This window comes from Staphylococcus sp. ACRSN, from assembly GCF_022346615.1.
Classification (GTDB): Bacteria; Bacillota; Bacilli; order Staphylococcales; family Staphylococcaceae; genus Staphylococcus.
In genome coordinates this window covers 40598-53517 of sequence record NZ_JAKRNS010000014.1, presented here as the reverse complement: position 1 = coordinate 53517, position 12920 = coordinate 40598, and the positions used below count along the sequence as shown (strand labels likewise).

13 protein-coding genes and 1 tRNA gene are annotated in these 12920 nt (G+C 33.0%); 5 read left to right on the top strand and 9 right to left on the bottom strand.

Annotated features, from left to right (window positions below; all coding sequences use genetic code 11):
• Positions 1-169 precede the first annotated feature (169 nt).
• From gpmI to MHZ36_RS12430, 5 genes are all read right to left on the bottom strand, one after another.
• Positions 170-1690, bottom strand: coding sequence for a 2,3-bisphosphoglycerate-independent phosphoglycerate mutase (gpmI, locus tag MHZ36_RS12450; RefSeq protein WP_239232027.1), 1521 nt, complete (start codon positions 1688-1690; stop codon positions 170-172).
• A 1-nt stretch (position 1691) separates the two neighbouring features.
• A complete protein-coding gene (gene tpiA, locus MHZ36_RS12445) occupies positions 1692-2453 on the bottom strand; it encodes a triose-phosphate isomerase (protein WP_239232025.1) in 762 nt (253 codons plus the stop codon).
• Positions 2454-2537: 84 nt separating this feature from the next.
• Entirely contained in the window at positions 2538-3728 is a 1191-nt protein-coding gene (locus MHZ36_RS12440; protein ID WP_239232024.1) for a phosphoglycerate kinase, read from the bottom strand.
• 135 nt (positions 3729-3863) lie between these two features.
• Complete coding sequence (gap, locus tag MHZ36_RS12435; protein ID WP_239232023.1) at positions 3864-4871, bottom strand: type I glyceraldehyde-3-phosphate dehydrogenase; 1008 nt, start codon at positions 4869-4871, stop codon at positions 3864-3866.
• Between the two features lie 40 nt (positions 4872-4911).
• Complete coding sequence (locus MHZ36_RS12430) at positions 4912-5940, bottom strand: sugar-binding transcriptional regulator (protein ID WP_239232022.1); 1029 nt, start codon at positions 5938-5940, stop codon at positions 4912-4914.
• A gap of 363 nt (positions 5941-6303) precedes the next feature.
• On the opposite strand from MHZ36_RS12430, the gene MHZ36_RS12425 reads away from it, so the two are divergent.
• Positions 6304-6537, top strand: coding sequence for a hypothetical protein (locus MHZ36_RS12425; protein WP_239232021.1), 234 nt, complete (start codon positions 6304-6306; stop codon positions 6535-6537).
• 125 nt (positions 6538-6662) lie between these two features.
• On the opposite strand, the gene MHZ36_RS12420 is transcribed toward MHZ36_RS12425, so the two are convergent.
• Positions 6663-7388, bottom strand: a complete 726-nt coding sequence (locus MHZ36_RS12420; protein WP_239232020.1) for a DUF4887 domain-containing protein — start codon at positions 7386-7388, stop codon at positions 6663-6665.
• Positions 7389-7666: 278 nt separating this feature from the next.
• Between MHZ36_RS12420 and MHZ36_RS12415 the strand changes: the two genes are divergently transcribed.
• Positions 7667-7855 carry a hypothetical protein gene (locus MHZ36_RS12415; RefSeq protein ID WP_239232019.1) on the top strand — a complete coding sequence of 63 codons (189 nt, stop codon included), beginning with the start codon at positions 7667-7669 and terminating at the stop codon, positions 7853-7855.
• Positions 7856-8245: 390 nt separating this feature from the next.
• Complete coding sequence (locus MHZ36_RS12410) at positions 8246-9142, top strand: TIGR01777 family oxidoreductase (protein ID WP_239232018.1); 897 nt, start codon at positions 8246-8248, stop codon at positions 9140-9142.
• Positions 9143-9440: 298 nt separating this feature from the next.
• Here the strand turns inward: MHZ36_RS12410 and clpP are convergent, their stop codons facing one another.
• The gene (gene clpP, locus MHZ36_RS12400; RefSeq protein WP_239232016.1) at positions 9441-10025 is read right to left on the bottom strand and encodes an ATP-dependent Clp endopeptidase proteolytic subunit ClpP; all 585 of its coding nucleotides are present in this window, start codon (positions 10023-10025) and stop codon (positions 9441-9443) included.
• 154 nt (positions 10026-10179) lie between these two features.
• Between clpP and MHZ36_RS12395 the strand changes: the two genes are divergently transcribed.
• Positions 10180-10251: transfer RNA gene (locus tag MHZ36_RS12395), tRNA-Arg, on the top strand.
• A gap of 259 nt (positions 10252-10510) precedes the next feature.
• Positions 10511-10837, top strand: coding sequence for a putative quinol monooxygenase (locus MHZ36_RS12390; RefSeq protein ID WP_239232014.1), 327 nt, complete (start codon positions 10511-10513; stop codon positions 10835-10837).
• Positions 10838-10927: 90 nt separating this feature from the next.
• On the opposite strand, the gene MHZ36_RS12385 is transcribed toward MHZ36_RS12390, so the two are convergent.
• Both MHZ36_RS12385 and whiA read right to left on the bottom strand, forming a co-directional pair.
• Complete coding sequence (locus tag MHZ36_RS12385) at positions 10928-11647, bottom strand: class I SAM-dependent methyltransferase (RefSeq protein WP_275432212.1); 720 nt, start codon at positions 11645-11647, stop codon at positions 10928-10930.
• Between the two features lie 303 nt (positions 11648-11950).
• Complete coding sequence (whiA, locus tag MHZ36_RS12380; RefSeq protein WP_239232011.1) at positions 11951-12898, bottom strand: DNA-binding protein WhiA; 948 nt, start codon at positions 12896-12898, stop codon at positions 11951-11953.
• Positions 12899-12920 lie beyond the last annotated feature (22 nt).

Below are 12920 nucleotides of genomic sequence, written 5' to 3'. Positions count from 1 at the left end.
TAAGTAGTTTAGAAATATTAAATTTCATCTTCATTATAGCTTGTAAAGCCATAAATACAAGTAATTTAATTGTTTATAAATATATCAAGACATCCTATTGCTTAATTCAATTTTCTAATAAAAGTAATCATACAGAATGCCTTGATATTTCTAAAATTAGTCCTGTAAATTATTCATGGTTAATTAGTGATTCACCAGTCATATCTTCTGGTTGCTCAACATTTAATAAATCAAGTAATGTTGGAGCTAAATCGCCTAATTTTCCCGTTTCTTTTAATTTTAATCTATCTTTAGTAACAATAACTGGTACTGGATTTGTTGTATGAGTAGTCATTGGCTGATCATCATCTGTTAGGACCATATCTGAGTTACCATGGTCAGCAGTGATAATTGCTTGTCCACCCATTTCGATAATTTTATCGACAACTTCACCAAGACACTCATCAACAGCTTCGATAGCTTTGATTGTCGGTTCTAGCATTCCACTATGGCCTACCATGTCAGGGTTAGCAAAGTTTAATAGGATTAAATCTAAATCGCCTTTTGCTAATTCCTCTAATAAAGCATCTTTAACTTCATAAGCACTCATTTCAGGCTTCAAGTCATAAGTTGCTACTTTAGGAGAGTCAATAAGACGACGTCTTTCTCCTTCAAACTCATCATTTCGTCCACCGCTCATGAAATAAGTAACGTGTGGGAATTTCTCAGTTTCAGCAATACGTAATTGTTTTAAACCATTATTTTGAGCAACTTCACCGATAGTATTCGTTAAGTCAACTTTTTCAAATACAATTTTAGCGTCTACATTATCGTTGTATTTTGTGAAAGTTGCATAGTATAAATCATTTACACGATCAACTTTGAAACCGTCAAATGCTTTATCTGTGAATATTTCAGAAAGTTGTCCAGCTCTGTCGGGTCTGAAGTTAAAGAAGATTACTGCATCTCCATCATTCACACCGTTATTTTGGTCAGCAACAACAAATGGCTCAACAAATTCATCTGTTAAGTCTTTAGCATAGTTTGCTTCTACACCTGCTTTAGCAGATTCGAATTTTTCGCCACCAAAATTACGAATTGCATTGTAAGCTTTTTCTTCTCTATCCCAACGTTTATCACGATCCATCGCATAGTAACGGCCTGAGATAGAAGCGAATTGACCTACGCCAATTTCTTTGAACTTAGCTTCTGTTTCTTCAATATATTTCAATGCAGATTTTTGGTCTACGTCACGTCCATCTAAAAATCCGTGAACATAAACTTTATCTACACCTTGTTTTTTCGCTAATTCTAAAACAGCAAATAAATGCTTGTAGTGACTGTGAACACCACCGTCAGATAACAATCCGAAGACATGAAGTCCTGAATTATTATCTTTAACATGTTGCATTGCATTATTTAATACGTCATTGTCAAAGAAATCGCCGTCTTCAATTGATTTATTGATACGAGTTAAACTTTGATAAACAACACGCCCAGCACCAATATTCATGTGTCCAACTTCTGAATTACCCATTTGTCCTTCTGGAAGACCAACATCTAAACCACTTGCTTCGATTTGTGTTGTAGGGTAGTTACTGTAGTAACGGTCAAAATTGGGTTTGTTAGCTAGTTTTACGGCATTGCCATGTTCACTTTCTCTATTTGCAAAACCATCTAAAATAATTAATGCAGTTGGTTGTTTTGCCATATTATTTTGCACCTTCCAACAATTGTACATAATCATCTACTTTAAGAGATGCGCCTCCAACTAAAGCACCATCAATATCTGATTCAGCCATGTATTCTTTGATGTTGTTAGGTTTAACACTACCACCGTATTGGATACGTGTAGCGTCTGCAACTTCTTGGCTAGCTACTTCAGCAACTGTTGTTCTAACAAATGCACACATTTCGTTAGCATCTTTAGCAGTTGATGATTTACCAGTACCGATTGCCCAAATTGGTTCATAAGCGATAACAACTTGTTTTAATTGCTCTTCTGATAAACCTTCTACAGCTTTCTTAACTTGTTCTCCAACTACTTCGTTAGCTTTACCACTTTCGCGTTCTTCGTCAGTTTCACCAACACAAATGATTGGTGTCATACCATGGTTAAATACGGCATGCGCTTTTTTGTTAATTTCTTCATCAGTTTCATGGAAGATTTCACGACGCTCAGAATGACCGATAACTACGAATTTTACACCTAAATCAGCTAATGCTACTGGTGAAGTTTCTCCAGTAAACGCACCATTGTCTTCAAAATAAGTGTTTTGCGCACCGATTTGTAGACCTTGTGCCTTACCATCGTTAACAGCTGATACTAATGCATCTAATTGAATTGTTGGTGCACAAATAACAGATTCTACTTCGTTTGTATCAGGTAATGCTGGCAATGCATCGATAAAATCTTTTGCTTCTTGAACTGTTTTGTTCATTTTCCAGTTACCTGCGATAATTGGTTTTCTCATTATATTACACTCCTATTAGTTAAATTATGACTTAGTCTTTATTAAGACTAGTAATCAAAGGATCTTAGTCATTAGTTGTGTGTATTATTTATTAGCGATTGCTACTACGCCTGGTAATTCTTTACCTTCAAGATACTCTAATGATGCTCCGCCACCTGTTGAGATATGACTAAAGTCATCGGCATAGCCTAATGAAATTGCAGCTGCAGCTGAGTCGCCACCACCGATGATTGTATTTGCATCTTTAAGTCCTGCAATTGCTTCACAAACACCAATAGTACCTTTTGCAAAATTACTTAACTCAAACACACCCATTGGTCCGTTCCATACGACTGTATGCGCACCTTGTAATTGTTCTTTAAATAATTCTACTGTTTTAGGACCAACATCCATCGCTTCTTGATCAGCAGGGATGTCAGAAACAGAAACTTCTGTGATTTCAGCATCATTTGAGAACTCTTTTGCAACTTTACAATCTACTGGTAAGACAATTTGATCTCCAGCACGTTCTAATAACTCTTTAGCAAAGTCCACTTTATCTTCTTCTAAAAGTGATAAACCAATTTCTTTACCTTGTGCTTTAAAGAATGTGTATGACATTCCACCACCGATAAGTACTTTATCTGCGATGTTTAATAGGTTTGTGATGACACCAATTTTGTCAGATACTTTAGCTCCACCAAGGATTGCTACTACTGGCTTCTCAGGATTTTCAACTACGCCGCCGATATACTTAATTTCTTTTTCCATCAAGAATCCTGCAACTGTTTCTAAATTAGAAGCGATACCTACGTTTGACGCATGTTCACGATGAGCTGTACCAAATGCATCATTTACAAATACATCACCAAGTGAAGCCCAGTATTTACCTAATTCAGGATCATTTTTAGATTCTTTTTTGCCGTCAACATCTTCAAAACGTGTATTTTCTACTAATAATACATCGCCATCATTAAGACTTTTAACAGCTTTTTCTAGTTCTTCGCCACGTGTTTCTGGTACAAACACAACGTCTTTGCCTAATTTTTCAGTTAAAGCTTCTGCAACTGGTTTCAAAGTTAATTCAGCTTTATCGCTTTCTTCTTTCACTTTTCCTAAGTGTGAGAATAATACAACTTTTCCACCTTCATCAATAATATAATTGATAGTTGATAATGCTTGAACGATACGGTTGTCATTTGTGATTTTTCCGTCTTTCATTGGAACGTTAAAATCAGCGCGGACAAGTACAGTTTTACCTTTTAATTCTAAGTCAGATACAATTTTTTTAGCCATCTAAACTTCCTCCTTTTAATGGAACAATAAAGTAAAATAAGCGGAGAAGCGTTTGTGCTCCCCGCTTACTCCTAAGCCTATTGCTAAAATTTAATACAGCACATTGGGCTTGCTAAATTAATTTGACATTAAATATTATTTAGCTTGAGTTGCTAAATGTTCTAATGTACGTACTAATTGTGAAGTGTAAGACATTTCGTTATCATACCAAGCTGCAACTTTAACTAATTGACGGTCGCCAACAGTCATTACACGAGTTTGTGTTGCATCGAATAATGAACCGTAAGTGATACCAATTACGTCAGAAGATACGATTTCGTCTTCAGTGTAACCGAATGATTCGTTTGAAGCGTTTTTCATTGCATTGTTAACGTCTTCAACGCTTACGTCTTTTTCTAATACAACTGTTAATTCAGTTAAAGAACCTGTAGCAACTGGTACACGTTGCGCACCACCGTCTAATTTACCATCAATTTCAGGGATAACTTTACCGATAGCTTTAGCAGCACCAGTTGAGTTAGGGATGATGTTTTCTGCTGCTGCACGAGCACGGCGTTTGTCACCTTTAGCATGTGGAGCATCTTGTGTATTTTGGTCACCAGTGTATGCGTGGATAGTAGTCATAAGACCTTCAACTAAACCAAAGTCATCATTTAATACTTTAGCTACTGGAGCTAATGAGTTAGTAGTACATGAAGCACCTGATACAACTGTTTCTGAACCATCTAATTCGTTATGGTTAGTGTTGTAAACGATTGTTTTTAAATCACCAGTTGCTGGAGCTGAGATTAATACTTTTTTAGCACCTGCATTGATGTGAGCTTCTGCTTTAGTTTTGTCAGCGAAGAAACCTGTACATTCTAATACTACATCGATATCTAAGTCTCCCCATGGTAATTTACTTGGGTCTGGCTCAGAGAATGATTTAACTTCTTGTCCGTTAACACGGAAACCGTCATTTTCAACTTCAACTTCTCCAGTGAAGCGACCTTGCATAGTATCATATTTTAATAAGTGAGCTAACATTTCGTCATCTGTTAAGTCATTTACTGCTACTACGTCGATTCCGTCAACGTTTTGAATTCTTCTAAATGCTAAACGACCGATTCTACCAAAACCATTAATTGCTACTTTTACTGCCATTAAAATGGCCTCCTTTAAAAATGATATTTAAAAAGTGAAATCACTTTTTATTACTATTGTTTGCAATAACTCTAGCCGCACCTTCATCTGTAATCAATACAGTGTTTTTAGGAGCAATCGAGAGATAAGCTTTAATCGCTTCTCCTTTTGATTTACCCCCTGCTACGGCGAAAATAAACTTCTTCGATTCAAGATCTTCTAACTGAAGTCCAATTGTTTTCACTTTATGGACAATGTCACCTTGATCATCGAAATAATATCCAAATGCTTCTCCTGAGGCATTGTGATGTTGAAGCTTATTTATAACTTCACTAGGTGATTGACGTCTTCGCGCCATCTTCAGCGCATCACCAATGCCGTGGATTGTAATATTGGACTCTTTAATTTTTTCAAGTGTATGGATTACTGAAGGTTCCAACATAAGTGTGTTATAAGTTGTTTCACTTACATTGTCCGGGACGTATAATGTCGTATAATCTCCACCAGTTTGTTGCGCCATACTAGCTGCAATTGTGTTGGCTTGATATATCACATTTTCGCCTAACCCGCCACGTGCTGGGACAAAAAACACATCAAATGGTTGATCATGCATAGCTTCACTAACATAAGCCATAGTTGATCCACCCGTAACAGCTACAATCGCTTGTTCATAGAGTACATCCTCAACTAGTTGTCCTGCTTGTCGTGATAATTCGATCTTAACCGTCTTATCCGAATCAGAATCACCAGGAATTACATAAACATCCTTGATATCATATGTTTCTTTGATAACTTGAGCCAAATGGTGATCATCAGAATAACTGTTGAAATAACTATTCAACTGTCTAATCGTCGCTTCACCTTCGTCTGTAATTTCCATCCCAGTTGGCTTTACTTTTACAAGCTCTTGTTTCTTTAATGCATCCGTTTCTGATCGCAATACACGTTCAGTTAAATCCATATATTCACTTAAACTACGTCTACCTACAGGTTGATACTTTGAGATAGTAGTGAGAATTGAAAAACGACGATACATTTTTTCAACAATTTCAGGCACTAACTTCTGTTGAATTTTTATCAAGTCTTTCACTACTATCCTCCTCCTTATCAATTTAAAGGGTCAAGTTCTAACCATAGATTGACTTTTTACGTCCCTGGTGGGACAAAAAAATATAACCTTTATAGTTGCAATACTACTACTATATTTTCTAAATTGCAAGAGAAATACAAAGTGAAAAACAAATGATAACACTTACATTATTTTACCCATACTTTTACAACTTTCACTATTTACATTTTACCCTTTTATTCATTTATTAATCATAAATCATCAATTATATTTATATTATGATACCAAAATTGAACCTTCGTCAATTAGAATTATTTATTAAATTTTGCTATGTTTTTGCTTAAAAGTTAAACTAACTATAATACTGATATAAGGAGGTGTGTTATGACAAATTCTGAAACACCTAAAGTATTAAAGCCTGGTGATGAACAATATAAAGATGATAAGTATTTTAAAAATGAGCGTCATGACACAGATCATTATGATTCCAATGGTTATCGTCGCCATTATAAATATGGTACCCAAATAGGTTGTGGACCCTTGGGGTGTTTTAGCGGTTGCTTAATATTAATATTTTTCCCAATCATTATTATCTATTTATTGCAGTATTTATTTTAAATAAATATATCTATAACAATATCTATGTTACGACAATACCTTATTATTACAAATAATAAAAAGACATCGCACTTTAATGTTAAATCTAGTAAAAGTGTGATGTCTTTTTATTTTATATTATTTGATTAATCTTCATCTGAGGATTGACTGCTCTTTTCTGAGTTGTTATTACTTTGACTGCTAGAATTAGATGTGTCTTGTCCAGAACTTTGAGATGATCTTTGTTGTGTGGACGGTTGTTCAGTTGTTGATTTTGGTTCAGTCGTTTTTTTTTGTTGTGTTGATGGTTCTTCTGTTGTTTTTTCTTCTGTTGATGGTTCTTCAGTAGTCTTTTCCTCTGTTGATGGTTCTTCAGTAGTCTTTTCTTCTGTTGAAGGCTCTTCGGTTGTCTTCTCTTCAGTAGAAGGTTCTTCTGTCGTTTTTTCTTCAGTAGATTTTTCTTCTGTTGATGGTTTTTCATTTGTTTTCTTTTCTTGCGTTGTTTTACGCTCTACTGTCGCAGGTTGCTGTGTTTGTTGCGTCTGCTGCTGAGTCTGTTGTGTTTGCTGCGTTTGTTCTGTCTGTTGTTGTGTTTGTTGCGTTTGCTGTTGTGTTTGTTGTGTTTCTTCTGTTGATTTTTCTTTTTTCTTTTTCTCTTCTTTGGTTTTCTCTTTCTTCTTATCCTTTTCTTCTTGCTTTTGGTCACTTAAACGTTCATTCGCTTTATTAGAATGATCTACAAAAGCAAAGATTGCAAAAACAAGGCCGAATAAAAGTAGGAATACAATTACCCCACTCACTATCTTGGCGAACAAGCTCATCTTCTTTTTACCACGACCATCAAAATCATCATTATGATTATGCTTTGGCATATGCTTCCCTCACTTCAATTTATATCTATTTACTCGTAAGCTTAGTTATATATATATTTACTATTATTAAAAATATATTTTACAACATTTCAATGTTGATTAAAACTTATTAACTCTTTTTCATTCATTGATTATCAATCGGACATACCTTATTGTAGAATTAAAATACTATATAATTTATTATTAACTACAAATTCATCTTAATCTTTAATAGTTGTCCTTTCAATGCAATATTAAAATCTTAATTATTCTTAACATTTTAAAGGATGTGTTTTCACATGTTAGAAAATAATGACTTATTTAATACGCCCTATCAATCACCACAAGGTAAGCAAAATGGAATTCGAAAAATGATGACCGACAATGATGAGTATGAATCATTAGGCACAATCAAATCCAAATTCATTTTCCCGATTATAATACTAATTGTAATTATTTCTACTATTTCATTAATTTATTTTTTATAATCTCATAATCATGCATACAATACGCATTACTGATTAACATTATAAATTTATTTTGTGAAGTTATCAAAAGATAAAAAGATAGTTTTATAACAAGAATTGAGATAACATAAAAAAGGTCTATACTATAATGTATAGACCTATACTAAAGGGAGTCAAAATTTTACCTTCGCTTGTATATTATGGGGTATACTCGAATAATTAAGAAAAGATTAATTATTTTTGAAGGTACTTATATTATAACGTATATATTTTGAATTTAAAGGCTTCTAAAGCCTAGTAAATGACATATTATTGAACAATTTTTGAAAAAAATATGACTTATAAAATTTACCATTAATTGTAATTTTTATAAGTTTAACATGTAAAGTATCTTATTATAGAGGTGATATGATGAAACAATATTTAATCACAGGTGGAACAGGCATGATAGGGAGTCAACTTATCGATGCAATCGTACAAAGTGATGCACATGTAACAGTATTAACAAGACAAAATAAAATCAATTCTCATCCAAAAATCACTTACATTAATTGGACAGAAAATGGTTGGGAACAAAAAGTACCAGATATTGATATCGTAATCAATCTCGCAGGTGCAAGCTTAAACCATAGATGGACAAATCGTCATAAGCAACAAATCATGTTGAGTAGAATTCAATCTACTCAAGCTTTATTCGACTTGTTCAAAACACGAAAGAAACGTCCAGATATCTTTTTCAATGCAAGTGCTGTAGGTTATTATAGACCAGATTTAAATCGAACTTACACTGAATTATACAAATCTTTACCCTTCGATTTTCTATCGGAAGTTGTGTATCAATGGGAACGTCGGGCTCAACAGTTTGAATCGTTTGGCACACGCGTAATTATCGGTAGATTCGGCATGGTATTGTCCGATAAAGGTGGTGCCTTACCTTTAATGAAACAAGCATATGATTATTATGTTGGCGGAAAATTAGGTTCTGGCCGACAATGGTATTCTTGGATTCACATTGACGATTTAATAAGAGCGATACTTTATACTATCAGTGTCGATGAAGCAAATGGCGTATTTAACTTTACCGCACCAATTGTTGAACGACAAAACTTATTCGGATATACTCTAGCACGTATTACTCATAAACCCCATTATACTTGGGCACCATCATTGGCACTTAGATTAGTTTTAGGCCAAATGTCTACTGTTGTTTTAGACACACAAAAGGTCATTCCTAACAAATTACAAGCCCTTGATTTTAAATTTAAATATCCTGATTTAAAAATTGCACTAGAGGACCTAGTTCATTAACTTAAGAATCATTGAGAGGTGATATACGTGAATAAAGATAGTTTAACTCACATACTTTTGTTAATAGCAGGCATATTAATTATTATAAATGGCATATTTGCATTTGAAAGTTCCACACCTATGATAATCATTTCTTTATTCTTTATTGTAGTTGGAAGTATTTGCACAGTTTTTGCTAGCATACTTATCTATAAAAAAATCAAATCATAGTGTATTAGTTACAATACTTATAAAAAACAGGCAAGTTTCAAATAACTTTGAAACTTGCCTGTTTAACTTTAATTATACTGATTTATTATTAAGCTTCAGGATTCATAACATGGTCTACTAAGCCATATTCTTTTGCTTCTTCAGCTGATAAGAAATTATCGCGATCAGTATCTTTTTCAATTTTTTCAATTGATTGACCAGTACGATCTGCTAAAATTTGATTTAATTTAGCACGTGTTTTTAAAATATGGTTAGCAGCAATTTCGATTTCAGTTGCTTGACCTTGAGCTCCACCTAATGGTTGGTGAATCATAACTTCTGCGTTTGGTAATGCATAACGTTTACCTTTTGCACCAGCAGCAAGTAAGAATGAACCCATTGAAGCTGCCATACCAATACAAATTGTTTGCACATCAGGTTTAATATGTTGGATAGTATCATAAATAGCGAATCCAGCAGTCACACTACCACCTGGTGAGTTGATATAAAGATAAATATCTTTCTCAGCATCTTGTGCTTGTAGGAATAATAATTGTGATACGATAGAGTTTGCTACGTTATCATCGATTTGTGAACCTAACATGATGATTCGATCTTTTAATAAACGTGAGTAAATGTCATAAGCGCGTTCCCCACGGTTTGTAGTTTCAATTACTGTAGGTATTAAATTCATTAATATTGCCTCCTTATTTCTAACTGATAAACTTATTTTAACTCAAAAGTCAAACATGGTCAAAAAATAACGCTCAAAATATTTATCCATTTTTATTTCGTTCTTATTGACCCTAAGTCATAACATTTGTAAACTAATATTATCGTTATATTTACCCCTCGTAGTGTAATGGATAACACATAAGATTCCGGTTCTTAGAATAGGGGTTCGATTCCCTTCGAGGGGGCTATTTGGATATGCTATATTACTTGTTTCTATAAATTATATAATTGAAAACTCAAGAAGCATAAGGAACTAAAAGTCTAACTTGTTTTATAATAATATCAACTAAATATAAATGCACTGCCAATCACATAGATGCTTTAAAATTCAAATGTACTATCCAGTAAATATTTTTAAATTTTCAATAAGATAATAAAATTAATAAAAGCATATGCATATTTTCTATTGTATTCATAAAAACGTTATATAAAGGAGCTTTTAAAATGAGTTTAACTGTCAATTTATATTATACTGGTAAAAATGGGAGCGCTAAAAGGTTTATTGAAGCTATGATTAACAAAGGCATTGTAGCGAAGATTAAAGCACAACCAGGGAACCTTAAATATGATTATTTTATATCTTATGATGACCCTGAAACTGTATTGCTTATAGATAGTTGGATTAATCAAGAAGCATTGGATAAACATCACGCTTCAGAAATGATGCAGGACATTGCTGCATTACGGGATAAATATGATTTATATATGAAAATGGAACGCTATCAAGACGATAATACTTCACACGAGGATGATCATTTTTTAAGAACTTGATATCTATTTTAAAGACTAGATGTAAATGTTGCATCTAGTCTTTTTTATCAAAAAAGCAGTATAGCCGTAATGTGTATTTTCTAAATATATTTAATACAAAACAGAAGTATTATTATTTACCTTAATTTTCAACATCGTATGTGCATTTTTCTGAAATTCATAATCAACTTTAATTAATTCTGTCTCATGACCTAAGTCGTTAATATATGTCAAAATTTCATGCAAATACTGATATGGTTTTCCACTTAAATCAACAACTGGAAAAATTCTAATCTCATCTTTCGCAACGCGTAACATTTCATTTAAACAAGCAAGATGAAATTCATAATCTAAATGTTCAGCATACATAAATAAAAAATGAGCAGATAATAGCAGGTCAAAACTATTATTTTCATAAGGTAAATCAGGCAATCTCACAGCTAAATAATCTGATTCATTAATCAACATATCAGAATAACAAGCTTCTAAAGCCTGATTTCGTGCTTGTTTTAATTCTTGTATATCATTAAAATAGGTCCAATTATAAAGATTTGATGTTTGCTTAATTCCTTCCATTGCATGGTTTATATCTGCCTTACCTTTTTCAAATAATTCTTGTTTATCAAAATAATAAGCTATATCACAAGATTTAATATGTATTCCCATCGCCTTACCTTTTGACGCAAAAGCACATGCTCCTGCAGGACAATCAAGAAGTTTCTTATTTCTTAACATATTAGCGTTTAAATTAAACATCTTGATATATTCATTAAAAGTACGTCCAATAAATATAATTCTATCAAGGCGTAATTGATCCATATTTGTACTCAAACGAAACACCCCTTTAAATGGCTATTTTTTAGTTTGCTACTTAATATATCATAAAAATTAAAGTTTGAATATTCTGATATTTGCTTTTAATAATATTTCAGTTCTTAAAAATGAAATAAATTATTAGTAGTAGAAGTTCTGTATTAATCCAATACATCACTTATATATTTGATATTATATTCTACGGAAATCAAAGCACAATAAAATTCTTAGTTCACATAAAACGTGTATATTTATCTAATAAATTAACTATTAAATTAAAATAAGCACTTAACCTAGATGTTAAGTGCTTACTTAATTATACTATTTCAATTCTAATGGCTCACCACTTCTAATCTTATCAGCCATCTCATTCAATTTTCTTAAGCGGTGGTTTACACCAGATTTGGAAATTGCACCAGTAGACATCATTTCACCAAGTTCTTTTAACGAAACATCTTGATGTTCCACTCTCAATTTTGCAATTTCTCTCAATCTATCTGGTAAATTATCAAGTCCAATTTCTTGATCAATCAACTGAATACTTTCTACTTGTTTCATTGCTGCACTTACAGTTTTATTTAAATTGGCTGTTTCACAGTTCACAAGTCGATTCACCGAATTTCTCATATCTCTTACAATACGTACATCCTCAAACTTCAATAATGCTTGGAACCCACCAATCAAACTTAGAAAATCAGAAATTTTTTCAGCTTCTTTCAAGTAAGCTATGCTTCCTTTTTTGCGTTCCAAATGTTTGGCATTTAACTCATAATTATTCATTAATTGAGTTAATCCTTCAGAATGATCTTCATACAATGAAAATATTTCTAAGTGATAAGAAGATGTTTCTGGATTATTTACCGATCCACCAGCAAGAAAAGCACCTCTTAAATAACTACGTTTCATTTCATCATCTTGGATCATTGATTCATCAATTTCTCTAGTAAATACGCCTTCTTTTAATATACCTAATTCGTTTAATATTTCTCTAGAGCGTGCTTTAATTCTACAGATATAAATATTATTTTTTTTCAATTTCATTTTCTTTCTAACAAGTAACTCAACTTCTACACCAAAGACTTTCTTAATCAGTGAATAAATTCTTCTGGCTGTTGTTGCGTTTTCCGTTTGAACATTGATTACAAACTGCTGATTGGCAAGACTGAGTGCACCATTCATTCGAATCAGTGCACTGAGCTCTGCTTTTGCATTCGCTTCATCAACTTCTATTCTCGTGAGTTCATTTTTCATATCGGATGCAAAGCTCATTGTGAATCAGTCCTTTCCTTAC

Bases quoted from the DNA above. Each gene is read 5' to 3' on its own strand.
- gpmI (WP_239232027.1), bottom strand. From the start codon at position 1,690: ATGGCAAAACAACCAACTGCATTAATTATTTTAGATGGTTTTGCAAAT.
- tpiA (WP_239232025.1), bottom strand. From the start codon at position 2,453: ATGAGAAAACCAATTATCGCAGGTAACTGGAAAATGAACAAAACAGTT.
- MHZ36_RS12440 (WP_239232024.1), bottom strand. From the start codon at position 3,728: ATGGCTAAAAAAATTGTATCTGACTTAGAATTAAAAGGTAAAACTGTA.
- gap (WP_239232023.1), bottom strand. From the start codon at position 4,871: ATGGCAGTAAAAGTAGCAATTAATGGTTTTGGTAGAATCGGTCGTTTA.
- MHZ36_RS12425 (WP_239232021.1), top strand. From the start codon at position 6,304: ATGACAAATTCTGAAACACCTAAAGTATTAAAGCCTGGTGATGAACAA.
- MHZ36_RS12420 (WP_239232020.1), bottom strand. From the start codon at position 7,388: ATGCCAAAGCATAATCATAATGATGATTTTGATGGTCGTGGTAAAAAG.
- MHZ36_RS12415 (WP_239232019.1), top strand. From the start codon at position 7,667: ATGTTAGAAAATAATGACTTATTTAATACGCCCTATCAATCACCACAA.
- MHZ36_RS12410 (WP_239232018.1), top strand. From the start codon at position 8,246: ATGAAACAATATTTAATCACAGGTGGAACAGGCATGATAGGGAGTCAA.
- clpP (WP_239232016.1), bottom strand. From the start codon at position 10,025: ATGAATTTAATACCTACAGTAATTGAAACTACAAACCGTGGGGAACGC.
- MHZ36_RS12390 (WP_239232014.1), top strand. From the start codon at position 10,511: ATGAGTTTAACTGTCAATTTATATTATACTGGTAAAAATGGGAGCGCT.
- whiA (WP_239232011.1), bottom strand. From the start codon at position 12,898: ATGAGCTTTGCATCCGATATGAAAAATGAACTCACGAGAATAGAAGTT.